Genomic DNA, 24273 nt, shown 5'->3' with positions numbered 1-24273 from the left:
CGTGTGCTCCCCGGTGAGGCGGCTTCGGATCGGACCGGGAGTATCTCGTAGTCTCGGACCAGATGCCGGTGCAGCGTCAGTCGGCCATAGGTCCGCTCGACCGCCTAATGTTCTGGGACCGGGCGAGGCCCCAGGTTGGCCGGGGTGCGTTGAACGATTTCCAGCCGGTGCCGAGGGTGGCTAAGTGCTCGACGAAGTGCGTGCCTGACGTATCGTCAGGTGAGTCAGCATCAGGTCAGCATGGGTCCTCGCTCATTCCTGGACGGACGTTCGAGCGGGTGCATGGTCGGCGATGGTGCAACAGTCTGGCTTGCACGAAAGCGCAGTGAGGAGCCTTCTTGCCCGAGTGAAGTCGATGTTCCTCAGTATCTTCGACTCCGACGCGTGCCCGTGTAGAGTGAAGACCGCCCTTGACCTGCACAAAGCAGGCAGGGAGCCGTCTTCCAGGAGTCCAAAGTGCTGCGCACCATGCTCAAGTCCAAGATCCACCGCGCCACCGTCACCCAGGCCGACCTGCACTACGTGGGATCCGTGACCATCGACGCCGACCTGCTCGACGCCGCCGACCTGCTGCCCGGTGAGCTCGTGCACATCGTGGACATCACCAACGGCGCCCGGCTGGAGACGTACGTCATCGAGGGCGAGCGCGGATCCGGTGTGGTCGGGATCAACGGGGCCGCCGCCCACCTCGTGCACCCCGGCGACCTGGTGATCATCATCAGCTACGCCCAGGTGACGGACGCCGAGGCGCGGGCACTCGTCCCCCGGGTCGTGCACGTGGACCGCGACAACCGGATCGTGGACCTGGGCAGCGACCCGTCCGAGCCGGTGCCGGGCTCGGACCAGCAGCGCAGCCCGCAGGCCGTCAGCGCCTGACCGACACACAGGAGCGTGAGAATGAGCGACCCGGAGATCCGCGACAACCGGGCGGTGGGCCGTCTGGAGGCCGTGGTGGACGGTGAAGTGGTCGGCCGCATCGAGTACTTCGTCCTCGACAGCCCTGAGCGCGCGCTCGTACCCGTCCACACGATCGTCGAGCCGGCCCACGAGGGCAAAGGCATCGCCGGCTCCCTGGCCCGCGAGCTCTACGCCATCGCCGGCCGCGAGGACAGCGCGGTCGCCTCACTCTGCCCCTACGTCACCAAGTGGGCCGAACGCCACCCCGAGGAGGCTCCGCCCGCGGGCCAGGACCTGGTGACCGCGTCGAAGGAGTGGCTGGCGGCGCATCCGGGCCGTTTCTGACCGACCGCCGATCACCGACCGTCGGCCGCCCGCCCTGGCCCCGCGCCAGGGTGGGCGTTCGTCCACCACCAAAGGACCGCCGCCGCGTCCGGCACCGGCATCCCCGATGACGCGGCCCGACGAGCAGTGTCAGAACAGGTGGGGCGCGTGCCCTCCAACCGCCCTTGGGGCGCGCGACCCTGAGCGCCCCCCGACGCGCCCCCGCCCCCTGCCGGTGCACGCACCTCCAGCCCCGGCAGCACCACGCGCCTGCCCCGCTACCCCACCTGGTCGACTCCCGTCCCGCCCCGGAGTGACTGCCGACGCGGCTGCCGGGTAGGCGGGGGAGTAGTCCAGAGCCGGAGCCGACCACTGGCTGGAGGACCTGATGACCAACCCGTATCCCGACCCCGTGCCGCCGGCACCGACACCGGGCCCGGATCCCCAGCACCCCGAGCCGCCGCCCCCCGATCCGGTGCCGAACCCGCAGCCCCCGCCGGGCCCCGAGCCGACGCCGCCTCCGCCGTCGCCCACACCGCCGCCGGGCCCCGACCCCGTGCCGGGCCCCGACCCGTCCCCGATCCCCCCGGGACCGGAACCCGTACCGAACCCCGAGCCCGGGCCGCCGCTGTCCTGAACCAGGGCATGGAAACGGGGCCGGTGGACAGTCTTCCCAGGCGTCCACCGGCCCCGTGCCGGTCATCGGCGCGGTGTGCCTACGCGGAGACCTCCGACCGGTCCTGACCCCACAGCGTGTGGAACGACCCGTCCCGGTCCACCCGCCGGTAGGTGTGCGCCCCGAAGTAGTCCCGCTGCCCCTGCGTCAGCGCCGCCGGCAGCCGCTCCGCGCGCAGGGCGTCGTAGTAGGCGAGGGCCGCGGCGAAGCCCGGCGTCGGCACACCCTGCCGCGTCGCGGCGACCAGCACCTCGCGCCAGTCGTCCTGCGCGTCCGCGATCTCCTGCGCGAACGTCGCGTCCGACAGCAGGCTCGGCAGGTCCGGCCGGGTGTCGTACGCGGACCGGATACGGTCCAGGAACGCCGCGCGGATGATGCAGCCGCCCCGCCACAGCGCGGACACCGCACCCAGGTCGATGTCCCAGCCGTACTCGTCACGCGCCGCGTCGATCTCGTGGAAGCCCTGCGTGTACGACACGATCTTCGAGGCGTACAGCGCCTGCTCCACCCGGTCGGCGAAGGCCCGGGCCTCCGCCTCACCCAGGGGCTTGGCCTGCGGACCGGCCAGCCCGCGGGAGGCGTCCCGGAGCGCCGCGTGACCGGAGAGGGAGCGGGCGAAGACGGCCTCCGCGATCCCCGACACCGGAACGCCCAGGTCGAGGGCGATCTGGACCGTCCAGCGGCCGGTGCCCTTCTGCTCGGCCTGGTCCACCACCACGTCGACGAACGGCTTGCCCGTCTCCGCGTCCACGTGCGACAGCACCTCGGCCGTGATCTCGATCAGGTAGGAGTCGAGACGGCCCTGGTTCCAGGTGCGGAAGATCTCCGCGATCTGGGCGGGGGAGTAGCCGGCGACGTCCCGCAGCAGCTGGTACGCCTCGCCGATGAGCTGCATGTCGGCGTACTCGATGCCGTTGTGCACCATCTTCACGAAGTGCCCGGCACCGTCCGGACCCACGTGGGACACGCACGGCGAGCCGTCGGCCGCCTTCGCCGAAATCTTCTCCAGCATCGGGCCCAGCGAGTCGTACGACTCCTTCGGGCCGCCCGGCATGATGCTCGGGCCGTTGAGCGCGCCCTCCTCACCGCCGGAGACGCCCATGCCGACGAAGTGGATGCCCTGCTCGCGCAGGTCACGCTCCCGGCGGCGGGTGTCCGCGAAATGCGCGTTGCCACCGTCGATGATCATGTCGCCGGGCTCCAGCAGCGGGGCGAACTCCTGGATCACCGCGTCCGTCGGCTCACCGGCCTTCACCATCACGACCAGACGCCGCGGCCGCTCCAGCGCGGCCACGAACTCCTTGGCCGACTCGCAGGCGACGAACTCGCCCTCTCCGCCGAACTCCTCCACCAGCGCGCGGGTGCGCGCGGGCGTCCGGTTGTGCACCGCCACCGTGTAGCCGTTGCGGGCGAAGTTGCGGGCGAGGTTGCGGCCCATGACCGCGAGACCCGTGACGCCGATCTGCGCTGTACTGCTCATTCGGTTGGCTCCTAAATACCTCGGTATCGGTGCTGCCGCGTGGGGCCCCACCAGCATGCCCCGCCGACCATCCTGACGTGCCGCTACTCCGACCGTACGCGCGGGTCGCACGACGTCGCGCAGGCACATACGCACGAGAGACCCGGTCTCACTCAGCCGACGTATGCGTCCCCGCGCACGCCGCACTCGCGCACGGGGTGGCGTCCGCGGTGCACCGCCGTCGCGCACGTCGCGCAACAGGGGCCTCATACCGGCCATTTGGGCAACCGGGCGGCCGATAGCCGCCTTGTCCTGGCCGGTTAGCAGCGCTTACTTTTGCCCCTCCTGACGCATGTCTAGGGGGGCTCTTCGATGGCCGTACGCGGCCGGCATCGCCGGTATCAGCCGAACAGGATCAACCGCGCCTCACTCACCGTCACGGCGGGCGGCGCGGGTATGGCGCTCCCCCTCATGGGCGCCGGCACCGCCCAGGCGGCGGACGTGGGCACCTGGAACAAGGTCGCCGCCTGCGAGTCCAGCAACAACTGGGACATCAACTCCGGCAACGGGTTCTACGGCGGGTTGCAGTTCACCCAGTCCACCTGGGAGGCCTACGGTGGCCGGGCCTACGCGGCCCGTGCGGACCTGGCCAGTAAGCACCAGCAGATCGCGGTGGCCGAGAAGGTGCTCGACGGGCAGGGCCCGGGCGCCTGGCCGGTGTGCTCGGCCCGGGCGGGACTGACCCGGGGCGGAGCCGAGCCGGAGATCCGGCCGGCGGCCGAGCGGACCGCGAAGCACGCGAAGAAGAAGGCGAAGACGTCCATCGAGGACGTGCGGCCGCAGTCCACACCCCAGTCCCGGGCGGGCAGCGCCGAGATGTACACCGTGGTGCGCGGCGACACCCTCTCCGGTATCGCGGAGGAGCGGGAGGTGCGGGGCGGCTGGCGAGGCCTGTACGCCGCGAACCGCTCGGCCATAGGAGCCGACCCCGACCTGATCGTGCCCGGCCAGCGGCTCGCCCTGCGCGGCGAGGGCGCCACGAAGACGCGTCCCGCGCCCGAGCGGGTCCCGTCGGCCAAGCCGTCACCCGAGAAGCCGTCGTCGAAGAAGCCGTCGTCGAAGAAGCCGTCCACCGACCGCTCCGAGGAACGCGCCAAGGACCGGTCGAAGGGCGGGAGCAAGGAACGCGCCGCACGCTCCACGACGACCCGGCAGGGCGTCGTCGCCCCCGTGAGCGCGTCCCTCGGGACGCCGTACCGCAAGGCGGGCTCCGCCTGGTCGAAGGGCTACCACACGGGTGTCGACTTCCCGGTGCCCACGGGCACGTCCGTCAGGTCGGTCGCGGCGGGCAGTGTCGTCAGCGCCGGATGGGGCGGTTCGTTCGGCTACCAGGTGGTGGTCCGGCACGGCGACGGGCGCTACAGCCAGTACGCCCACCTGTCGGCGATCTCCGTGCGGGACGGGCAGACGGTGACCGCCGGTCAGCGTATCGGCCGGTCCGGCTCCACCGGCAACAGTTCGGGCCCGCATCTGCACTTCGAGGTGCGGACGGGGCCCGGTTTCGGTTCGGACGTCGACCCGATCGCTTATCTGCGGGCCGCCGGGGTCAGGATCTGACGCGTATGCGGTGCCGGTCGACCGTGGGCAGCGGGACGTACGGGATGCCGTAGAAGGGCACGTAGGAGAGCGGGCGTTCGCCGGAGTCCACCGGCGGTTCCCCGCTCCCGCGCGTGACGTCCGGGTCGGCCCCGGGTACGTCGGCAGCCAGAGGCCGAGGCACGGACACCGATGCCTTGGACAGCACGCCGACGGCGACGGGCGGAGCGCCCACGGTGTCGGGCAGCGCGCCGACGACCTCGGGCACCGTCTCGGGCAGACCGACGCCGTTCGCCGGCAGGCCGCCCACCGTCGAGCTCGGGCCGCCCCCGTTCCCGCTGGGCCGGGGCAGGACGACCGGCGTCGCGAGATCCCGGTCGGCGAGTCCCGTGCCGGCCGGGACCAGACCTGTCCCGGTGACCTCCGGGCCCGTCCCGGTCCGCTCCGGCTGGGTCTGCGCGAGCCGCTCCGTCGTCAGCAGGATCAGGCCGCCCCCCGCCACCACACCGCAGCTCAGGGCGAGCGCGGTGCCCGTCGTGCCGTAGCGGAAGGTTTCGCCGAACATGGTGATGCCGACGGCGGCCGCCACCACCGGATTCACGACCGTCAGCGTGGCCAGCGGTGCCGCGAGGCCGGCACCCCGGTAGGAAGCCTGCGACAGCAGCATCCCGGCCGTGGCCAGGACACCGATCACGGCGAGGGACGGCACGTCCGCCGCCGACACCCCGCCGGTCCAGTCGACCGCGACGGTCTTGGTGAACACCGAGGACATGCCGAACGCGATACCCGAGGCGGTCGCCAGCAGCATGCTGCGCACCGCCGGGTGCCGGTGCGCGGTCCGGGCGGCGATCATCAGCGCCACGACGGCGGCGGCGGTGACGACGGCGACGGCCACCCGCTGAGGCGTGTCCAGCGACCGCGCGTCGGACGCGGCGACCAGGGACAGCAGACCGGCGAGCCCCACCGTCGCCATGATCGCGCCCCGCCAGGCCGTGGAGCCCGCCTTGCGGCCGACGAACAGCGCCGCCATGGGCAGGGCCACCACGATGGTCAGCGCACCGAGCGGCTGCACCAGGCTGAGCGGCCCGTAGGCCAGAGCCACCACGTGCAGCAGTCCGCCGAGGCCGTTGAGCCCGACCGCCGCCCACCAGCCCGGCCGGCGCAGCGGCGCGTACTGCTCGCCCGGCGAGGACTCCGCCACCCGCTCCTGCACGATCGCCCCGCCCGCGTAGGCGACCGCGGAGACGAGGGAGAGCAGGACGGACAACGCGAGGGCGCTCATCGGCTGCTCCTCTGCGGCAGGCGGGGGCGCTCGGCCCGGCGCGGCGAACTGTCGGCTTTCATGACCAACACCCTGCCGTGTCCAGATCTTCCCGTCGTCGTCCCTGAGCACTCATTGGGTCCTACTGCCGATGGAGTACGAGGGGAACCCCGTCATCCCCAGGGTGGGCGACTCCGGTCGGGGGCCACCGGGTCGCGTCCCTCAAGGGCCTTGGTACTACTGCTCTTCGTGGACCTCGACCCCGACCTCACCGCGCTCCGCCCGCTCGGCGGCTTCTTCGTGCTGCGCACGGAAGGAGCGGCGGCAGGGCCTCTTCCCACTCTCGCACAGGCCTACGCCGACGCGTCACCGGACGTGTACGGAAATCCCCTGATTTTCAGGGTGCACAAGGTCGCGAACGCCCTGTACGCCCCGGAGTCGCGTGTCGCCGCCTCCGTGGCCCACCAGGGTCTCGCGGCCCGCCTGTGGTCCGTGGCCCTAGGCTGCGCCGCGCTCCACGACACCGTCCCCGACCTCGACGCCCGGCTGATGCGCTGGGACGCCGACGGCAGCGCCCCCGACGACCTGTGGCTCACGCACGTACGGCCGCTCCCCGGGGACGCGCCGACCGTCGCGGACGTCGTCCTGCGCGGCCACCTCGAACCTCTGTCGGCGGCCCTGCGCGCCCACTACCGCCTGGCACCCGGCCTGCTGCGGGGCAACGCCGCCTCCGCCCTGGCGGGCGCCGCCCGCGAGGTCGACCGCTGGGCCCGGCGGCACGGCCGTACGGACACCGCGGCCCGGGCCCGTGACCTGGCCGCGGAACTCCTCGCCCACCCCCTGCTCGCCGGCACCGGAACCTTGACCGGCACCGCCTTCCGGCGCCGCAGCTGCTGTCTGTACTACCGCGTGCCCGGCGGGGGCGTCTGCGGCGACTGTTGCTTCACACGGCCGCCTCGCTCTTCCCCACGCGCCTCATCTGGGTGACCATGAAAGGGAACGGCCGCTGAGAGCAGGGAGTTGCGGGTGCGAGTGGGACTGCTGACCCGGGAGTACCCGCCGGACGTGTACGGCGGTGCAGGCGTCCACGTGGAGTTCCTCGCCCGGGAACTGAGACCCCTGGTCGACCTCGACGTGCACTGCTGGGGCGAGGGCCGGGTCGACGGCGTACGGCGCCACCGGCCCTGGCCGACGCTGGACGGCGCCAACGACGCGCTGCGCACCTTCTCCGTCGACCTTGCCATGGCGGCCGCCCTGGAAGGCCGTGAGCTGGTCCACTCGCACACCTGGTACGCCAACCTCGGCGGCCACCTCGCCAAGCTGCTGTACGGCATCCCGCACGTGATGACCGCCCACTCCCTGGAGCCCCTGCGCCCCTGGAAGGCCGAGCAGCTCGGTGGCGGCTACGAGCTGTCCAGCTGGGCCGAGCGCACCGCGATCGAGGCCGCCGACGCGGTGATCGCGGTGTCCGCCGCCATGCGCGAGGACATCCTCGGCTGCTATCCGGGGCTGGATCCGGAGCGGGTCCACGTCGTGCACAACGGCATCGACACGGGCCTGTACCGGCCCGACCACGGCACGGACGCGCTGGACCGGATCGGCATCGACCGCTCCCGCCCCTACGTGCTGTTCGTCGGCCGCATCACCCGCCAGAAGGGCGTGCCCCACCTGCTGCGCGCGGTGCGGGACATCGACCCCGCCGCGCAGGTCGTGCTGTGCGCGGGCGCACCGGACACACCGGAGATCGACCAGGAGTTCCGCGAGCTGTTCGGGGAACTGAGCCGGGTCCGCGACGGCGTGTTCTGGATCCCGAAGATGCTGCCGCGTCCGGAGGTGATCCAGCTCCTCACGCACGCCGCGCTGTTCGTCTGCCCGTCGGTCTACGAGCCCCTCGGCATCGTGAACCTGGAGGCGATGGCCTGCGGCACGCCCGTGGTGGCCTCGGCGGTCGGCGGTATCCCCGAGGTCGTGGACGACGGCGGGACGGGCCTGCTGGTCCCGCCCGGCGACGGCTTCGAAGCGGGTCTCGCCCGGGCCATGGACACCCTCCTGGGTGATCCGGCGGCCGCCGGGCGGATGGGCGAGGCCGGGCGCGAACGCGCGGTCGGCGAGTTCGGCTGGGACGCGGTGGCCCGCCGCACGGTCCGGCTCTACGAGGAGATCCTGAAACAGGCTTAGCCCGTCCTGCTCAGGGGCAGGCATCGGGAAATCGGCGTGAGGGGAGCGGCCATGCGGCGTGGTGGTCCTTCGGTCCTGGGAATCGTGCTGGCCGGCGGCGAGGGCAAACGTCTGATGCCCCTGACCGCGGACCGCGCCAAACCCGCGGTCACCTTCGGTGGTACGTACCGCCTGGTGGACTTCGTCCTGTCCAACCTCGTCAACGGCGACATCCTGCGCATCTGCGTCCTGACGCAGTACAAGTCGCACTCGCTGGACCGGCACATCACGACCACCTGGCGGATGTCCAACCTGCTCGGCAACTACGTCACGCCCGTGCCCGCCCAGCAGCGCCTCGGCCCCCGCTGGTACCTGGGCAGCGCCGACGCGATCCTGCAGTCGCTGAACCTCGTCTACGACGAGCAGCCCGAGTACGTCGCCGTCTTCGGCGCCGACCACGTCTACCGCATGGACCCGCGCCAGATGCTCGCCCAGCACATCGAGAGCGGCGCGGGCGTGACGGTGGCGGGGATCCGCGTGCCGCGCACCGAGTCCTCGGCCTTCGGGGTGATCACGCCGGGCTCCGACGGCCAGACGGTGGAGCGTTTCCTGGAGAAGCCCACCGCCCCGCCCGGTCTCGCCGACGACCCCGACTACGTCTTCGCCTCCATGGGCAACTACATCTTCACCACGAAGGCCCTGATCGAGGCGCTCCGGCGGGACGCGGAGGACGAGTCCTCCGTGCACGACATGGGCGGCTCGATCCTGCCCCAGCTCACCGACCGGGGTGAGGCCGCGCTGTACGACTTCAGCGCCAACCACGTGCCCGGCGAGACCACCCGCGACCAGGGCTACTGGCGGGACGTCGGAACGCTCGACGCCTACTACGAGGCCCACATGGACCTGATCGCCGAGCGCCCCGCCTTCAACCTGTACAACCGCGACTGGCCCATCTACACGCACTCCTACCAGCTCTCGCCGGCCCGCTTCAACGCCGGCGGCATCGCCAGCGAGTCCATCATCAGCGCGGGCTGCCTCGTCCGCGGACAGGTCACGCGCTCCGTGCTGTCGCCGGGTGTCGTGGTCGACCCGGGGGCCGTGGTGCAGGGCTCGGTGCTGCACGACAACGTGCACATCGGCCGGGGCGCCGTGGTGCGCGGCGCCGTCCTCGACAAGAACGTCGAGGTGCCGCCGGGGGCGACGATCGGTGTCAACCCGGAGCGGGACGCCGAGCTGTACACCGTGTCCAAGGGCGGGGTCATCGCCCTCGGGAAGGGGCAGCTGGTCACCTGACGAGATGCGGCCCCGGGACTTTGTCCTGCCACTGGACGAAGAGCGGAATCCGTGTTGTCATGCCACCTCCTGTACATGACAACGTTGTTACGGAGGTTCCGTGCGTACCGGACGCCTCAGAAACCGGACCGCGTTACTGCTCGCCGCGCTCCTCGCCCTCACCGGCCTGACCGCGGCACCCGCCCTGGCGGACGACCCCGTGGAGATCCACGGCCTCAAGGGCGAGTACTACACCCAGTCCGCCCCCGGCGCCTTCGACTTCCACACCCTCAAGGCGACGACCTTCGACCAGGACCTCGACTTCGACAACCTGGAGCCGCGCCTGAACTTCACCACCGGCCGCTCGGACGACGTCAGCGTCCGCTGGACCGGCAAGATCGTCCCGGAGAAGACCGGCGCCCACACCTTCTCGATCATCGGCGACAACGGCTTCCGCCTCTGGATCGACGGCAGGCTCGCCATCGACCACTGGGTCGACGACTGGGACCGCGAGCAGACCGCCCAGCCCGTCGAGCTGACCGCCGGCCAGGCCTACGACATCAAGGTCGAGTACTTCGAGCACTACGGCGGCTCCAACCTCCACCTCCGCTGGACCCAGCCCGGCGGCGGCAAGGAGCCCGTACCGCAGTCGGCGTTCCGCCTCCCCGACGGCTTCGACTACGACGGGGCCCTCGCGGCGACCGTCCAGTCCACCGGCCGCACCCTGAAACTCGACTTCGCCCGCCCCCTCGCCGCACCCCCGGCGGGCTTCACCGACCACCTCAAGGCGGTGATCGGCGGCGCCGAGTGGCCCCTGGGCACGGCCCGGCCGGACCCGTCCGACCCCACCTCCCTCCTGGTCGCCCTCGACGAACCCGTCGTCGGCAACAAGACCGGCACGGCCCGCGGCACGGCCGACGTCCGCTACGACGGACGGGGCGGCCTCTCCGATGCCGACGGCAACGTTGTCAGGGAGTTCTGGAGCAGCGGCTCCAACCACTCGACGCACCAGCTGCGCACCCGCTGGGCCGACGAGGTCGGACCCGGCAACGCCCACCCGGAGTACCCGCGCCCGCAGCTGACCCGGGACGCCTGGCGCACCCTCAACGGCCGCTGGCAGTTCGCCGCCGCCGAGCCGGGCGAGCAGCCGCCCGTCGGCAGGACGCTGAAGGAGCGCATCCTCGTCCCGTACCCGGTGGAGTCCCAGCTCTCCGGCGTCGAACGGCACGAGGACCGCATGTGGTACCGCCGCACCTTCACGGTCCCGGCCGACTGGCACATCGGCTCCGGCAAGCGGCTCAGGCTCAACTTCGGCGCCGTCGACTGGCGCTCCGAGGTGTACGTCAACGGCACGAAGGTCGCCACGCACGAAGGCGGCTACGACAAGTTCAGCGCCGACGTCACCGACGCGCTGAAGCCCGGCCGCACCCAGGAGCTGATCGTCGGCGTCTACGACCCGACCGACGCGGCCTCCGGCGAGAACCCGCCGCTCGGCAAGCAGCGCCTGGACCCCAGCGGCATCTGGTACACCCCGTCCTCCGGCATCTGGCAGACCGTCTGGATGGAGCCGGTGGCCCGGGACCACGTGGACTCGCTCAAGCTCACGCCCGACGTGGCCGGCGAGAAGCTCACCGTGGAGGCACGGGGCGTCCGGGACGGCGTACCGGTCACGGCGACGGCGTACGACGGCCGGCGCAAGGTGGCCACGGCGAGCGGCCGCACGGGACGCCCGCTGACCCTGACGGTCCGCGACCCGCACCTCTGGTCGCCCGACGATCCCTTCCTCTACAAGCTCAAGGTGACGGTGGGCGCCGACCGGGTCGGCAGCTACTTCGGGATGCGTTCCATCGCCGTCGAGAAGATCAACGGCGTGCCGCGCACGCTCCTCAACGGCGAGCCCGTCTTCATGATGGCCACCCTCGACCAGGGCTTCTGGCCGGACGGCCTGCACACCGCCCCCACCGACGAGGCCCTCGCCTTCGACCTGAAGGCGCACAAGCGGCTCGGCTTCAACTCCGTCCGCAAGCACATCAAGGTCGAGCCGGACCGCTGGTTCTACTGGGCCGACCGGCTGGGTCTGCTGGTGTGGCAGGACATGCCGGCGATGACGGCCGGGGTGAACCCCAGTACCGCCTCCCGGGCCCGCTACGAGCGCGAGATGAAGGAGATGATCGACGAGCACGTCAGCAGCCCGTCGGTGATCATGTGGGTCACCTTCAACGAGGGCTGGGGGCAGTACGACATCGGCCGGGTGGCGGAACAGGCCAAGGCCTGGGATCCCACCCGGCTGGTCAACGGCCAGTCCGGGCTGAACCTCGGCGCCGACGGCGGCACCGGCGACATCATGGACGAGCACGGCTATCCCAGTCCGGCCCTGCCGCCTCACCCGGACGGCGAACGTGCCCTGGTCAGCGGCGAGTACGGCGGCCTTGGACTGGCGGTGCCCGGCCACGCCTGGTCCGTGCAGCAGTCGTACGTCGACGTCGACCCGGCCACCTACACCGAGGACTACCTGACGAAGCTGGCCGAGGTCCGGGCGCTGGCCTGCAAGGGCGGCAACGGCGCCGTGTACACCCAGATCGCGGACGTCGAGGGCGAGCTGAACGGCTTCCTCACCTACGACCGTGCCGTGCTGAAACCGGACACGGCCCGCCTGAAGGCCGCCCACCAGGCGCTGATCCGTGACGCCTCCCGGGTGACTCCCACGGGGTGCCCGGCGCCGCAACCTGTGTTGGACTGACCGCACATGCACCATAAGTCCCGCCCCCCTCGCAGGGGCGGGACTTAATCTGGTGTTAACTGTATGTAGCGTGATCGTACTTGACCGTAATCGGCGTAGGGCGATTGACTGCTGGCCCACCCGTCGTCGACGCGAGGCAAGCCCTTGACTGCTGACCTGCTCGCTCCTCTCGACCTGGCGTTCTGGAACATCGAGTCCGCGGAACACCCGATGCACCTCGGTGCGCTCGGGATCTTCACCGCCCACTCGCCGGCCGCGGGCGCCCACGCGGCGGACCTGCTCGCGGCCCGGGCCGCCGGCGTGCCCGGACTGCGGATGCGCATCCGGGACGTGTGGCAGCCGCTCGCCTCCGCCCTGCGCCGGCCGCTCGCCTTCGGCGGCGCGGCCCGCGAGCCCGACCCGGACTTCGACCCCCTGAACCACGTGCGGCTGCACGCCCCGACCGCCGACTTCCACGAGGTGGCGGGCCGGCTCATGGAGCGCCCGCTGGAGCGCGGACGGCCGCCGTGGGAGACCCATGTGGTGCCGGGCGAGGACGGCATGTCCTACGCGGTGCTGTTCAAGTTCCACCACGCCCTGGCCGACGGGCTGCGGGCGCTGACCCTCGCCGCGGGCGTCATGGACCCCATGGACCTGCCGAGCCCCCGGCCCCGCCCCGCCGAACCCGCCCGCCCCCTGCTGCCGGACGTGCGCGAGCTGCCGGGCCTGCTGCGCGGCGCACTGTCCGACGTGAGCCGCGCCCTGGACATCGGCGCCTCCGTCGCCCGCTCCTCCCTCGACGTGCGCACCACCCCCGCGCTCACCTGCGAGCCGAGCGGCACCCGCCGCACCGCCGGAGTGCTGCTCGACCTCGACGACGTGCACCGCGTCCGCAAGACCGTCGGCGGCACCGTCAACGACGTGCTGATCGCGGTCGTCGCGGGCGCCCTGCGCCGCTGGCTCGACGAGCGCGGCGACGGCGTCGAGGGCGTCGCGCCCCGCGCCCTGATCCCCGTCTCCAAGCGCCGCCCGCGCACCGCCTGTCCGCAGGGCAACCGGCTCTCCGGCTACCTGATACGGCTTCCGGTGGACGATCCGGACCCGCTGGCCCGTCTCGCCGCGGTCCGCACCGCCATGGACCGCAACAAGGACGCCGGCCCCAACCGGGGCGCGGGCGCCGTCGCGCTGCTCGCCGACCACGTCCCGGCGCTCGGCCACCGGCTCGGCGGGCCACTGGTCGGCCAGGCGGCCCGGCTCTGGTTCGACATCCTGGTCACCAGCGTGCCCCTGCCCAGTCTCGGCCTGAGGCTCGGCGGCAACCCGCTCACGGCCGTCTTCCCCTTCGCCCCGCTGGCCCCCGGCCACTCGCTGGCCGTGGCGGTCTCGACGTACCGGGGGAGCGTCCACTACGGACTCGTGGCCGACGGGCGGGCCGTGCCGGACCTCGACCGGTTCGCCGCGGCCTTCTCGGAGGAGGTGCGGACGCTGAGCGCGGCCTGCCGGACCTGAAACGAGCGGGTTTGGCGGTGCGGCCCGGCGCTGAAGTAAAATCCGCCGTTCGTAAGCGTGCGCGAACGGCGCGCCGCGACGGCAGAGCAGGGAACGACAGCGGCGATGACGGTGACACAGGACGGCCCGCAGGCCATGGACGAGGCGAGCGGGCTCTCGTACGGACCCGGCATCGACCCGGAGCGCCTGGCCGTCTGCCTCAGCGTGCTCGAGGAACTCGACAAGCTGGAGGTCGACCACCCGGACGCCATCGCCGTGCGCCGGGCCACCGCGGGCGTCTACCGCACGGTCAAGCAGCGCCGCCGCCAGGAGCGCCGGGCCGCCAAGACCGCCCACGACAAGGCGGTCACGGAGGCCACGGCGACCGGCTCGGCCCAGCGCATCGACGACGAGACCGAGGGGCTGCTGCCGTCGTCGAACACCGAGGAGGGCAGGATCGCGGGCATCCTCCAGCGCCCGCGCTCCTGCTACACCTGCAAGACCCGGTACGTGGAAGTCGACTACTTCTACCACCAGCTCTGTCCGGACTGCGCCCGCTTGAACCGCGAGAAGCGAGACGCCCGCGCCGACCTCAGCGGCAAGCGCGCCCTGCTCACCGGCGGCCGCGCCAAGATCGGCATGTACATCGCGCTGCGGCTGCTGCGCGACGGCGCGCACACCACGATCACCACGCGCTTCCCCAAGGACGCCATCCGCCGCTTCAAGGCCATGGACGACTCGGCGGACTGGATGCACCGCCTGGAGGTCGTCGGCATCGACCTGCGCGACCCGGCCCAGGCCGTGGCGCTCGCCGAGCAGGTCGCCGAGGCGGGTCCGCTCGACATCCTCGTCAACAACGCGACCCAGACCGTACGCCGCCTGCCGTCCGCCTACGCCGCCCTGGTCGAGGGCGAGAGCGCCCCGCTGCCCGCGGGTGAGCTGCCCGCCCACCACGTCATCGGCGCGTTCAACTCCGGCGCGGTCGACGGCCTGGCCGCCCTGCCCCTCGGCACCAGCGGGCTCGACGCCCAGAAGGTCGCCGACCTGGCCCTGGTCGCGGGCAACGCCAGCGTCGAGCGGCACCTCGACGGCACGGCGATCGACGCGGGCGGGCTGGTTCCCGACGTCGTCGACTCCAACACGTGGGTGCAGACGATCGACCAGATCTCCCCGGTGGAGCTGCTGGAGACGCAGCTCTGCAACTACACGTCGCCGTTCATCCTGATCAGCGCGTTGCGCCCGGCCATGGCCGCGGCCGCGAGGAAGGCGGAGAGCGGGCGCGCGTACGTCGTGAACGTGTCGGCGATGGAGGGGGTCTTCGGGCGCGGTTACAAGGGTGCGGGGCATCCCAACACGAACGCCGCGAAGGCCGCGATGAACATGGTGACGCGGACCAGTGCGCAGGAGATGTTCCAGGCCGACGGGATTCTGATGACCTCGGTCGACACGGGGTGGATCACGGATGAGCGGCCTCACTACGACAAGCTGCGGCTTGCGGAGGCGGGGTTTCACGCGCCGCTGGACCTGGTCGACGGGGCGGCGCGGGTGTACGACCCGATCGTGCGGGGTGAGGCGGGGGAAGATGTGTACGGGGTGTTCTTGAAGGATTACGCGCCTGGGAAGTGGTAGGGGTTTCGGGTGCGGGTTGAGTGTGGTTGCTCGCGCCCACGCGGCGGAGCCGCACATCTACACAGTCCCGCGCCCCTAAAGGGTGGGGGTACGCGCTGCCCTCACTCGGGTGCCGCCGTCCACCAGCAGGTCGGCACCTGTCACCCACTCCGCCGCGTCCGAGGCCAGCCACAGGACCGCCCTCGCGATGTCCTCCGGCTCCCCGATCCGGGCGAGCGGCAGGGCTGCCGATACCTCTGACTCAGTGGGTTCCCATACGAACCGGGCCATCTCGGTGCGTACCAGGCCGGGGGAGACGGAGTTCACGCGTACCCGGGGTCCCAGTTCGCCGGCCAGCTGCTGAGTCAGGTGGAGCAGCGCCGCCTTGCTCGTGCCGTAAGCCCCCACGTTCGGGCCGACGTGCCCGGCGCCCTCCGTGCACACGTTGATCACGGTGCCGCCGTGCTCCGCCATCCAGGCCCGCCAGGCGCACTGCACGAACCTGAGCGGTGCCTCCACGTTGATCACGAAGGCCGTGCGCCAGTCCCCGGGGTCCGCCTCCATCAGCGGCCCGTACGGCTCGTTCGTCGCCGCGTTGTTGACCAGGACGTCGAGGCGGCCGAACTCGCGCAGGGCCAGGTCCGTCAGACGGCGGGGGAGGCCGGGGTCCGCCACGTCGCCCGCGCGGCCGATGCCGCCCAGTTCCGCGGCGGCGCGCCGTACCTCGTCGGCGTCCCGGGCGGTGACGCACACCAGGGCTCCCGCCGAGGCGAGCGCCCGCGCGACCGCGCGTCCGATGCCGCGCGTGGCGCCCGTGACCACGGCGGCTCTGCCCTCGAGTCCGTACGGTGCCGGTGTCATCAGCGTACCGTCTCATGACGAGCCGTCAGTCAACAGCCCCGAGGCGGGAGTTGTGGGCGGCCAGCAATTCCAGGATCGTGCGCCAGTCCTCCAGGACCCCGGCGTCGAACCCGGCCGTGCGGCCCTCCTCGGCCGCCTGGCGCAGGGTGAGGAGGTCGTCGTCGGCCGGGGCGTCCTGGTACGGCCAGCGGCGTACCAGGTGGGCGACCCTCCCCCAAGGTCTCAAGGACCAGGGGGCCCCATGCCCAGCAGGGGGCGCACCGCGTCGGCGGCGTGGCCGGCGCGACCGGCCGGGGGCGCCGGGCCACAGCAGCCCGCCGACGGGCTGCACCAGCCCCGCCACCTGGAGCTCCTTGTCCGCCGGGCGGCCCCGGCGCAGCAGCGCGGCGGTCCGCAGCGCGTGATCATGCAGGTCGACCGGCGGCCGGTCACGGTCCGGGACGTCCCTGGTGCCCCGGCAGGCGTACAGCAGATCCATCAGCTCCTCGACGCTGCGCAGCTCCATGCGTCAGTCCTCCAGCGAGACAGCCGTTGCCGTGCGGCAGCAGATCATGGCGAGCTTTCGACCCGGCCAACGGCGCTTGAACTGCACAACCGACTCGAAAGCGTCGCCGTGGACATACGCCGTTCGGGTGATCCGCAAAAGGGACTGCGAGTGACAAATCGGTGCGTAAAATCGAGTTGAACACGGGATGACGCGCGATTGTTACCGCTCGTTTTCAGCCCCATCGAGCGGGGGCCCGCTCATTTGGTTAATCTAGGGCGGACGGACAGCAGCTCGGGTCCTACCCACACCCACGGTCCGTCATGGGACAAGCCGGTTCACCACTGCCTGCGCTCCCGCGAGTTACCGGCGCCACCGCGTCCGAACTGCATTTGGCATCAGAAGCCCGAGTGGGCGTCAGGCGCAGCAGGACCGGCGCACACGTCCCGAGGGTGACCGACACATAAGGAGTGCGCGGTGACACCGGAGAAGACGAATCGCGAGCAACGCCCCAAGGAACGCACCGAGGGCAAGGTCCGCCGGTCCGACAAGCTCGGCAGCCTCGATGTGTGGGCCCGGTCGGCCCCGATCCGCCTCGCGGGCTACGAGGAGGACCTCGCCGAGCCCCACATCCTGCCCAGCGTCGACTGACCGGGCGGCCCCTTCGCGATCGCCGAGCCCATGGGCCTGCCAGACTCGGACCATGCTGATCAGGGAAGCAACGGCTGACGACTGGACTCGCATCTGGCCGTTCTGGCGCCGCATCGTCGCCGCGGGCGAGACCTACGCATGGGACCCGGACACCTCCGAGGAGGATGCCCGGGTCCTGTGGATGAACCCGGCGAAACGCGTCTACGTCGTCGAGGACGACAACGCCACCGTCGTCGCCTCCGCCTACCTCACCCCCAACTACGGCGGTCCCGCCGCCGGCATCGCCAACGCCGGCTTCATGGTCGACCCCGGCCAGGGCGGCCGCGGCTACGGCCGGGCACTCGCCGAACACCTCCTGACCGAAGCCCGGGCGGCCGGCTACCGCGGCATGGTGTTCAACGCCGTGGTGGAGACCAACCCGGCCGTGAAACTGTGGACCTCCCTGGGTTTCACGATCCTCGGCACGGTGCCCGACGCGTTCGAGCACCCCCGGCACGGCCTCGTGGGGCTGCACATCATGCACCGGACGCTCTAGAGCATCGGAGACTCCATGGCCGGCTTCGTGACCAGACCTCTGGAGGCGGCCACCTGGGCGGACTTCGCCGGCCTCGTCGAGCGGCACAAGGGGGTGTGGGGCGGCTGCTGGTGCATGGCCTTCCACGCCGAGGGCGTGGGCCGTGACAGGACCCCCGAGCAGAACCGCTCCGAGAAGGAAGCCCGGGTCCGCGAGGGCCGCGCGCACGCCGCCCTCGTCTACGACGGCCAGGACTGCGTCGGCTGGTGCCAGTTCGGGCCGCCCTCCGAACTGCCCCGCATCAAACACCGGCGCGCCTACGACAAGGACCCCGGCACCCCTCCGGACTGGCGGATCACCTGTTTCTTCGTCGATCGCGCCCACCGCCGCAGGGGCGTGGCGGCCGCCGCCCTCGAAGGCGCCCTCCAGGAGATCGCGCGGCTCGGAGGCGGCGGCGTGGAGGGCTACCCCGAGGACGCCGAGGGCCGGTCCGTCTCCGCGTCCTTCCTGTACAGCGGCACCGTGGCACTGTTCGGGCAGCAGGGCTTCGAGCGGATCCGGCGCCTCGGCAAGAACCACTGGGTGGTCGCCAGGACGGTTCGGCCGGCGACCGTCAGGGACGGACGTACGGCCGGGTCATGATCTCCATGTTGTGGCCGCTCGGGTCGGCGAAGTAGGCGCCGCGACCACCGAAGAGGTCGTTGACCCGGCCGGGCTCGGTATGGCTGGGGTCGGCGTAGTAGGTGACCCCCAGCGCCTCCAGGCGGGCGATCATGGCGTCGAACTGCTCCTCGGGCACCAGGAACGCGTAGTGCTGCGACTGGACGGGCTCGTCGCGCTTCTCGTAGTAGTCGAGGGTCACGCCGTTGCCGAGGTCGACCGGGAGGAACGGGCCGAACGGGGCGCCCACCTCCAGGCCCAGGACGGCCGCCAGGAACTCGGCCGACAGGCGGCGGTCCGAGGCGAAGACAGCGGTGTGGTTCAGGTGGGCGACCGCGGTCGGCAGTTCGGGTGCGTGCGGTGCGTGGGACATGCGAGTGTTCGTCTCCAGGTCTGGGGATGCGTGTGCCGCGCCGCTGCGGCGCGGGGGACGGGGACACGGAGACGGGAGGCGGGGCTCGTGCCCTCTCCGGCACTCGGCCGAGTCTGCGCGGGGTCGCCCCCGCCGCGCTCACGCCGAGGCCGGGCGCCTCACTCGTGCATGGCCTACGGCCGACCCGGCAGTCACCCGGCCGACCCTAGTCCATCGGCGCTGTCCGCCGCCAAGGGTTTCGCTCCTGCAACTGCTCCGCCAGAGCGAGGAGTTGCTGCTCGGAGCCCGGGCGACCGACCAGCTGCACGGCACAGGGCGCGCCGGAAGGAAGGGTTCCGCACGGGATCGACATGGCGGGCCAGCCGGTCAGGTTCCACGGGGGCGTCAGCGGTGAGTGGTGGGTGTTCGCCAGCAGATTGCTCAGCCAGCCCCTCTCGTGCCAGGGCCCGGCCTTCGGCGAGCGGCGGGCGAGCGCGGGCGTCAGCAGCACGTCGTACTCGGTGAAGAACGGCTCCAGCCGTCGGCGCAGCCGCTCCCGGCCCGTTCCGGAGCGCGCGGTACCGATGAGGGGCCGGCCGAGCCTCGCGTGGACCCGGGTGCGGCGGGTCAGCAGGCGGGGGTCGAGGTCCTGGGCGTTCGCGGCGGTGCCCGCCGTCCAGTGGACCAGCGACGTCAGGGGCAGTGACGCCGGGTAGGGCGGGTCGGCGCGCCGGACCTGGTGGCCCGCCTTCATCAGCACCCCGGCCGCTTCCCGGGTGGCCGCCGCGTACGGCCGGCTGACGGTGACGCCGGCCAGCGGACTGCGCAGCGACACGGCGACCCTGAGGGTCCCGGGTTCGGAGCGCCGGGCGGGCTCGTCGTCCGCGAGCACCGAGAGCATCAGCCGGGCGTCCTCGACGGTCGTGGCGAGAGGTCCGTTCTCCGACATGCCGAACCAGTCGCTGTCACCGGCACCCGTCGGGACCACGTCCCGGCCCGGCTTGATGGTGACGAGACCGCAGTTGGCGGCCGGTATGCGCAGAGAGCCCATGCCGTCGTTGCCCAGGGCGATCGGCACCATCCCGGCGGCGACGGCGGCGGCACTGCCGCCCGACGAGCCGCCCGCCGTACGGCTCGGGTCCCAGGGGTTGCGCGCCGTGCCGAACACCCCTTCCGTGGTGGCGAAGACGCACAGCTCCGGCACGTTCGTCAGACCCACGACCACCGCGCCCGCCGCCCGCAGCCGCGCCACGGTCACATGATCCTCCTCGGCCGGCGTCTCCGGGGTGGCGGCCGAGCCGACACGGGTGGACTCGCCGCGCACCGCGAGATTGTCCTTGACGGCCACCGGCACCCCGGCCAGGGGCAGCTCGCCGAAGTCGCCACGCGCCGCCACCTCTTCGGCCTCGGCCAGTGCCGCCTCGGCACGCACCGCACGGAAGGCCCCGACCCGGCCGTCGAGCCGCCGGATCCGTTCGAGGTGCTCGGCGACCACCTCGCGAGGGGTGACCCGCTTCTCGCGGACGGCGGCGGATATCTCGGCGGCGGTGCGGCCGGCCCAGGTGGTCACAGGAGCTCCTCGGGAATGTGGTGAGGGACGGGCTTACTGGCGAGTACGTAGGGAGAACTGTGCACCGGAGAGGGGCACACGTCGAGGCCATCGGCCGTTCCATGCACCTCCGTTGGCCCGACGCGCCCCCCGGACATCGGATCAATCGCTCAACGAGCGTGCCTGCGCGGTCCATTGACAGTCACCGATACCGGCTCAATGATCAGACATCCGATGAATGGGGAGCCGTATGACTGAGCGCAGAAGACGGCGGGTGCGGTGGCCCGGCATCTTGGCGGCGCTGACGCTGCTCGTCACCGCGGCACCGGCGGCCCCGGCGGCCGCGCGGGACGAACCCCGAACGCCGGTCACCGTGCCCGCACTCACCGACTGGTCGCCGGAACCCGGCAGTTACGCCTACGGCCGGGACACCCGGCTCGTGGCGGACACCGGAGCCGAGCGCAGGGTCGCCGGCACCCTCGCCGCCGACCTGCGCGCGGCCGGCCACGGCACGGTCCCCGTCGTAGGGGGCGGCGCCCAGGCCGGTGACATCGTCATCGACATCAGGCCGGGCAGGGCCGCACTCGGCCCCGAAGGCTACGAACTCCACGCGGGCCGACGGCTGTCGGTCACCGGCGCCACCGAGACCGGCGCCTTCTACGGCACCCGGACCCTCCTCCAGCTCCTGGCACAGGGCGCCCGCGTCCCCGCCGGACGCACCGTCGACATGCCGCGCTACAAGGAACGCGGGGCCGGCGTCTGCGCCTGCTACATCCACGTCTCGCTGCCCTGGCTGGAGAACCTGGTGCGCGAGATGGCGTACCACAAGCTCAACCAGCTGCTCCTCGAACTCAAGGTGAAGAGCGACACCCACCCCGAGGCCAACACCTGGGGCTACTACACCAAGGACGAGATCCGCCGGCTGGTCGCCCTCGGCGAGAAGTACCACGTCGAGATCATCCCGGAGATCAACTCACCGGGACACATGGACCCGTGGATCGAGAACCGCCCCGACCTCCAGCTCACCGACACCGACGGCGTCAAGCAGCCGAGCCGGCTGGACATCACCCGGCCCGAGGCCTTCGCCTACTACACGAGCCTGATGGACGAGTACGCCGAGGTCTTCACCGCACGGGACTGGCACATGGGCGCCGACGAGTACATGCTCGGCTCCGACTTCGCCAGGTACCCGCAGGTCCTGAAGTACGCGCGGGAGAGGTACGGCCCGGACGCCACGCCCCAGGACGCCTTCGTCGACTTCGTCAACCGCGTCCACTCCTACGCGGCGGGCCGGGGCAAACGGCTGCGCATCTGGAACGACGGGCTCACCGGCGCCAACACCGTGCCGGTCGCGGCCGGGACGACCGTCGAACACTGGCTGAACGTGGCGGTGACGCCCGGTCGGCTCATCGCCCAGGGCTACCCCGTGATGAACGCGGCGTACGCGCTCTACCTCGTCCGGGGCGGATTCCACAGCGACACCGAGGGGCTGTACGACCAGAGCTGGGACCCGCGCAGCTTCGAGGGCGAGAAACTCGCCTCCAGCGCCGGCATCACCGGTGCGAAGATCAGCCTCTGGCCCGACAACGGCCGCGGGGAGACCGAGAACGAGGTCGCCGTCGCCCTGTGGCCCGCCCTGCGGCACATCGCGCAGGCCACGTGGGGCGACCCGCATCCCGACGCCACGTACGCCGGGTTCACCGCACGCGGGACGGAGGTGGGCCAGGCCCCCGGACGACGGGACCTGACCCGCCTGCCGGTGGCGGACGGGACGTACACCTTCCGGACGGCCGGCCGGACCTTCACGGCCCGGCTGACCCGCACGGCGGACGGCTACGCGACCCTGCGGACCGCCGAAGGCTGTCTCGAGGTGCGCGGCGGCAAGCTCACGCTCAACGTGCCGCTCCAGCCCGGCACGGAGGCGACGCCCGAGACGTGCGACGACCGCAACACCCTGCAGCGCTGGGAGCTGGAACCCACCGGGAGCGGCTACCGGCTCGTCAACGCCATCACCCGCATGACGGTGGGCGTGACGGACGACGGCCGACTCGCGCAGTACCCGCCCGGCCAGCGCACCCCCGCCGTCTGGCACCTGACCTGAGGAGTCACCGCCATGGCCGTTTCCCGACGCGTCTTCCTCGCGACCGCCACCGTCCTCGCCGCGACCACCGGCATGCCGGCATCCGCACTGGCAGCACCCGCCGACCCCCGCGGCCGCGTCCCGGTCAGCCCTGACGACACCCGCGACGACCTCGCTCGCAAGGCCTCCCAAGTCCGCCCCACCGCACGCCAGATCGCCTGGCAGCGCCTGGAGCGCACCGCCTTCCTGCACTTCGGCGTGAACACCTTCACCGGCCTGGAGTGGGGCACCGGCGACGAGGACCCGGACGTCTTCCAGCCGGCCGGCCTCGACACCGACCAGTGGGCCCGCGCCCTGCGCGACGGCGGCTTCGAGCTCGCCATCCTCACCGTCAAGCACCACGACGGCTTCGTCCTCTACCCCTCCCGCTACACCGGACACACGGTGGCGTCGAGCAGCTGGCGCGCCGGGCGGGGCGACGTCCTGCGCGACTTCGCCGACTCCATGCGGCGCCACGGCATCAAAGTCGGCGTCTACATCTCGCCCGCCGACGAGAACCAGTACCTGCACGGGGTGTACGCCAACGGCAGCGCACGCGCCCCGCGCACCGTCCCCACCCTCGTCGAGGGCGACGACCGCACACCGCCCCGCTCGTACACGCTGCCCGCCACCGACTACGGCGCCCACATGCTCAACCAGCTCTACGAGGTGCTCACCGAGTACGGCCCGGTCGACGAGGTGTGGTTCGACGGGGCTCAGGGACGCATCCCGCCGGACAAGGTCGAGAAGTACGACTGGGACAGCTGGTACACCCTCGTACGGTCGCTCGCCCCGGACGCCGTGGTCGCCGTGACCGGGCCGGACGTGCGCTGGGTCGGCAACGAGGGCGGACTGGCCCGCGAGGACGAGTGGAGCGTCGTCCCCGTGCAGGAGAAGGACTATGGGCGGACCGACTACGCCCTGTCCTACGACGCCCCCGACATGGGCAGCCGGGACGCGCTGGTGGCGGCGCGGCCGGTGGCCGACTACCTCCAGTGGTGGCCCGCCGAGTGCGACGTGTCGATCCGGGACGGCTGGTTCTACCACGCCGACCAGCGGCCGAAGAGCGTCGAGCAGTTGACGGACATCTACTTCCGGTCCGTCGGCCGGAACTCGGTCCTGCTCCTCAACGTGCCCCCGGACACCGACGGTCTGCTTCCCGCCGCCGACGTGACGCGCCTGCGGGAGTTCCGGGAGCGGATCGACCGGGAACTGCCCGAGGACCTGGCGCGCGGTGCCCGGACCGCCACTTCACCGACCGGAGTCACCGTCGACCTCGGCGTCGCGCGAGAGGCCGACCGGGTCCGGCTCGCGGAGGACATCCGCCACGGCCAGCAGGTGGAGACCTTCGTGGTGGAGGCGTACGTCGAGGGCGGCTGGACGGAGGTGAGCCGGGCGGGTGTGATCGGCGCGAGCCGGATCCTGCTGCTGCCCGCCGCGGTGCGGGCCCGGCGGTGGCGGGTGCGGGTGACCGGGGCGCGAGGTCCCGTGCGCATCGCCGAGTTCGGGCTGTACCGGTCCCGCGTCTGAGCGGTTCATGACGCAGATCACATGCGTCGATGTCACATCGCGGTGAGCCGCCGACTCATAGGGGTGTACGCACCGACGACGACAGAGGAGCTCACC

General features: G+C 71.9%; 20 protein-coding genes and 1 pseudogene. 14 read left to right on the top strand and 7 right to left on the bottom strand.

Translation table 11 applies throughout. From position 1 onward, the window contains the following. Nucleotides 1-23 precede the first annotated feature (23 nt). Nucleotides 24-199, bottom strand: a pseudogene (locus tag ABZ016_RS07430) (IS5/IS1182 family transposase); the annotation flags it as partial. Between the two features lie 257 nt (nucleotides 200-456). Here ABZ016_RS07430 and panD point away from each other — a divergent pair. Both panD and ABZ016_RS07420 read left to right on the top strand, forming a co-directional pair. Next, nucleotides 457-876, top strand: a complete 420-nt coding sequence (panD, locus tag ABZ016_RS07425) for an aspartate 1-decarboxylase (protein WP_356915582.1) — start codon at nucleotides 457-459, stop codon at nucleotides 874-876. A 21-nt stretch (nucleotides 877-897) separates the two neighbouring features. Continuing rightward, entirely contained in the window at nucleotides 898-1242 is a 345-nt protein-coding gene (locus ABZ016_RS07420; RefSeq protein WP_356915581.1) for a GNAT family N-acetyltransferase, read from the top strand. A 695-nt stretch (nucleotides 1243-1937) separates the two neighbouring features. Here the strand turns inward: ABZ016_RS07420 and gndA are convergent. After that, entirely contained in the window at nucleotides 1938-3377 is a 1440-nt protein-coding gene (gene gndA, locus ABZ016_RS07415) for an NADP-dependent phosphogluconate dehydrogenase (protein WP_356915580.1), read from the bottom strand. Nucleotides 3378-3728: 351 nt separating this feature from the next. Between gndA and ABZ016_RS07410 the strand changes: the two genes are divergently transcribed. After that, entirely contained in the window at nucleotides 3729-4973 is a 1245-nt protein-coding gene (locus tag ABZ016_RS07410) for a transglycosylase family protein (RefSeq protein ID WP_356915579.1), read from the top strand. Here the strand turns inward: ABZ016_RS07410 and ABZ016_RS07405 are convergent. Next, the gene (locus ABZ016_RS07405) at nucleotides 4963-6234 is read right to left on the bottom strand and encodes a DMT family transporter (protein WP_356915578.1); all 1272 of its coding nucleotides are present in this window, start codon (nucleotides 6232-6234) and stop codon (nucleotides 4963-4965) included. The two genes, ABZ016_RS07410 and ABZ016_RS07405, sit on opposite strands and share 11 nt — an antisense overlap. A 228-nt stretch (nucleotides 6235-6462) precedes the next feature. Here ABZ016_RS07405 and ABZ016_RS07400 point away from each other — a divergent pair, with 228 nt between their 5' ends. The 6 genes from ABZ016_RS07400 (at nucleotide 6463) to ABZ016_RS07375 (ending at nucleotide 15478) form a co-directional block, all read left to right on the top strand. Further along, nucleotides 6463-7200, top strand: a complete 738-nt coding sequence (locus ABZ016_RS07400; RefSeq protein WP_356915577.1) for a (2Fe-2S)-binding protein — start codon at nucleotides 6463-6465, stop codon at nucleotides 7198-7200. Nucleotides 7201-7239: 39 nt separating this feature from the next. Continuing rightward, complete coding sequence (gene glgA / locus ABZ016_RS07395; RefSeq protein WP_356915576.1) at nucleotides 7240-8391, top strand: glycogen synthase; 1152 nt, start codon at nucleotides 7240-7242, stop codon at nucleotides 8389-8391. A gap of 51 nt (nucleotides 8392-8442) precedes the next feature. Then, on the top strand, nucleotides 8443-9663 hold the full coding sequence (gene glgC, locus ABZ016_RS07390) for a glucose-1-phosphate adenylyltransferase (RefSeq protein WP_356915575.1): 1221 nt from the start codon (nucleotides 8443-8445) through the stop codon (nucleotides 9661-9663). 100 nt (nucleotides 9664-9763) lie between these two features. Further along, nucleotides 9764-12382: a PA14 domain-containing protein gene (locus ABZ016_RS07385; RefSeq protein WP_356915574.1), complete on the top strand. Its 2619-nt coding sequence runs from the start codon at nucleotides 9764-9766 to the stop codon at nucleotides 12380-12382. A gap of 144 nt (nucleotides 12383-12526) precedes the next feature. Continuing rightward, the gene (locus ABZ016_RS07380; protein WP_356915573.1) at nucleotides 12527-13870 is read left to right on the top strand and encodes a wax ester/triacylglycerol synthase family O-acyltransferase; all 1344 of its coding nucleotides are present in this window, start codon (nucleotides 12527-12529) and stop codon (nucleotides 13868-13870) included. 105 nt (nucleotides 13871-13975) lie between these two features. Further along, nucleotides 13976-15478 carry an SDR family NAD(P)-dependent oxidoreductase gene (locus ABZ016_RS07375; protein ID WP_356915572.1) on the top strand — a complete coding sequence of 501 codons (1503 nt, stop codon included), beginning with the start codon at nucleotides 13976-13978 and terminating at the stop codon, nucleotides 15476-15478. Nucleotides 15479-15553: 75 nt separating this feature from the next. Here the strand turns inward: ABZ016_RS07375 and ABZ016_RS07370 are convergent, their stop codons facing one another. Continuing rightward, nucleotides 15554-16318, bottom strand: a complete 765-nt coding sequence (locus ABZ016_RS07370; RefSeq protein WP_356915571.1) for an SDR family oxidoreductase — start codon at nucleotides 16316-16318, stop codon at nucleotides 15554-15556. 25 nt (nucleotides 16319-16343) lie between these two features. Next, nucleotides 16344-16823, bottom strand: a complete 480-nt coding sequence (locus ABZ016_RS07365) for a hypothetical protein (protein WP_356915570.1) — start codon at nucleotides 16821-16823, stop codon at nucleotides 16344-16346. 456 nt (nucleotides 16824-17279) lie between these two features. On the opposite strand from ABZ016_RS07365, the gene ABZ016_RS07360 reads away from it, so the two are divergent. The 3 genes from ABZ016_RS07360 to ABZ016_RS07350 are packed head-to-tail and all read left to right on the top strand — an operon-like array spanning nucleotide 17280 to nucleotide 18609. Further along, nucleotides 17280-17453 (top strand): hypothetical protein, encoded by a 174-nt coding sequence (locus ABZ016_RS07360; RefSeq protein ID WP_356915569.1) that lies wholly within the window; start codon nucleotides 17280-17282, stop codon nucleotides 17451-17453. Nucleotides 17454-17505: 52 nt separating this feature from the next. Beyond that, entirely contained in the window at nucleotides 17506-17988 is a 483-nt protein-coding gene (locus ABZ016_RS07355) for a GNAT family N-acetyltransferase (protein ID WP_356915568.1), read from the top strand. 27 nt (nucleotides 17989-18015) lie between these two features. Continuing rightward, nucleotides 18016-18609, top strand: a complete 594-nt coding sequence (locus tag ABZ016_RS07350) for a GNAT family N-acetyltransferase (protein WP_356915567.1) — start codon at nucleotides 18016-18018, stop codon at nucleotides 18607-18609. On the opposite strand, the gene ABZ016_RS07345 is transcribed toward ABZ016_RS07350, so the two are convergent. Together ABZ016_RS07345 and ABZ016_RS07340 are read right to left on the bottom strand one after the other, a co-directional pair. Further along, on the bottom strand, nucleotides 18581-19000 hold the full coding sequence (locus tag ABZ016_RS07345) for a VOC family protein (protein ID WP_356915566.1): 420 nt from the start codon (nucleotides 18998-19000) through the stop codon (nucleotides 18581-18583). The genes ABZ016_RS07350 and ABZ016_RS07345 overlap by 29 nt on opposite strands. Nucleotides 19001-19205: 205 nt before the next feature. Continuing rightward, nucleotides 19206-20549: an amidase family protein gene (locus ABZ016_RS07340; protein WP_356915565.1), complete on the bottom strand. Its 1344-nt coding sequence runs from the start codon at nucleotides 20547-20549 to the stop codon at nucleotides 19206-19208. Nucleotides 20550-20778: 229 nt separating this feature from the next. Between ABZ016_RS07340 and ABZ016_RS07335 the strand changes: the two genes are divergently transcribed. Beyond that, nucleotides 20779-22629 carry a beta-N-acetylhexosaminidase gene (locus ABZ016_RS07335; RefSeq protein WP_356915564.1) on the top strand — a complete coding sequence of 617 codons (1851 nt, stop codon included), beginning with the start codon at nucleotides 20779-20781 and terminating at the stop codon, nucleotides 22627-22629. Nucleotides 22630-22641: 12 nt separating this feature from the next. After that, nucleotides 22642-24177, top strand: coding sequence for an alpha-L-fucosidase (locus tag ABZ016_RS07330; RefSeq protein ID WP_356915563.1), 1536 nt, complete (start codon nucleotides 22642-22644; stop codon nucleotides 24175-24177). The last annotated feature ends 96 nt before the right edge of the window (nucleotides 24178-24273 follow it).

It is taken from the genome of Streptomyces sp. NPDC006372, assembly GCF_040612515.1.
Classification (GTDB): domain Bacteria; phylum Actinomycetota; class Actinomycetes; order Streptomycetales; family Streptomycetaceae; genus Streptomyces.
Note: the sequence above shows the minus strand (reverse complement) of the source record. Positions and strands in the feature narration are given on the sequence as shown.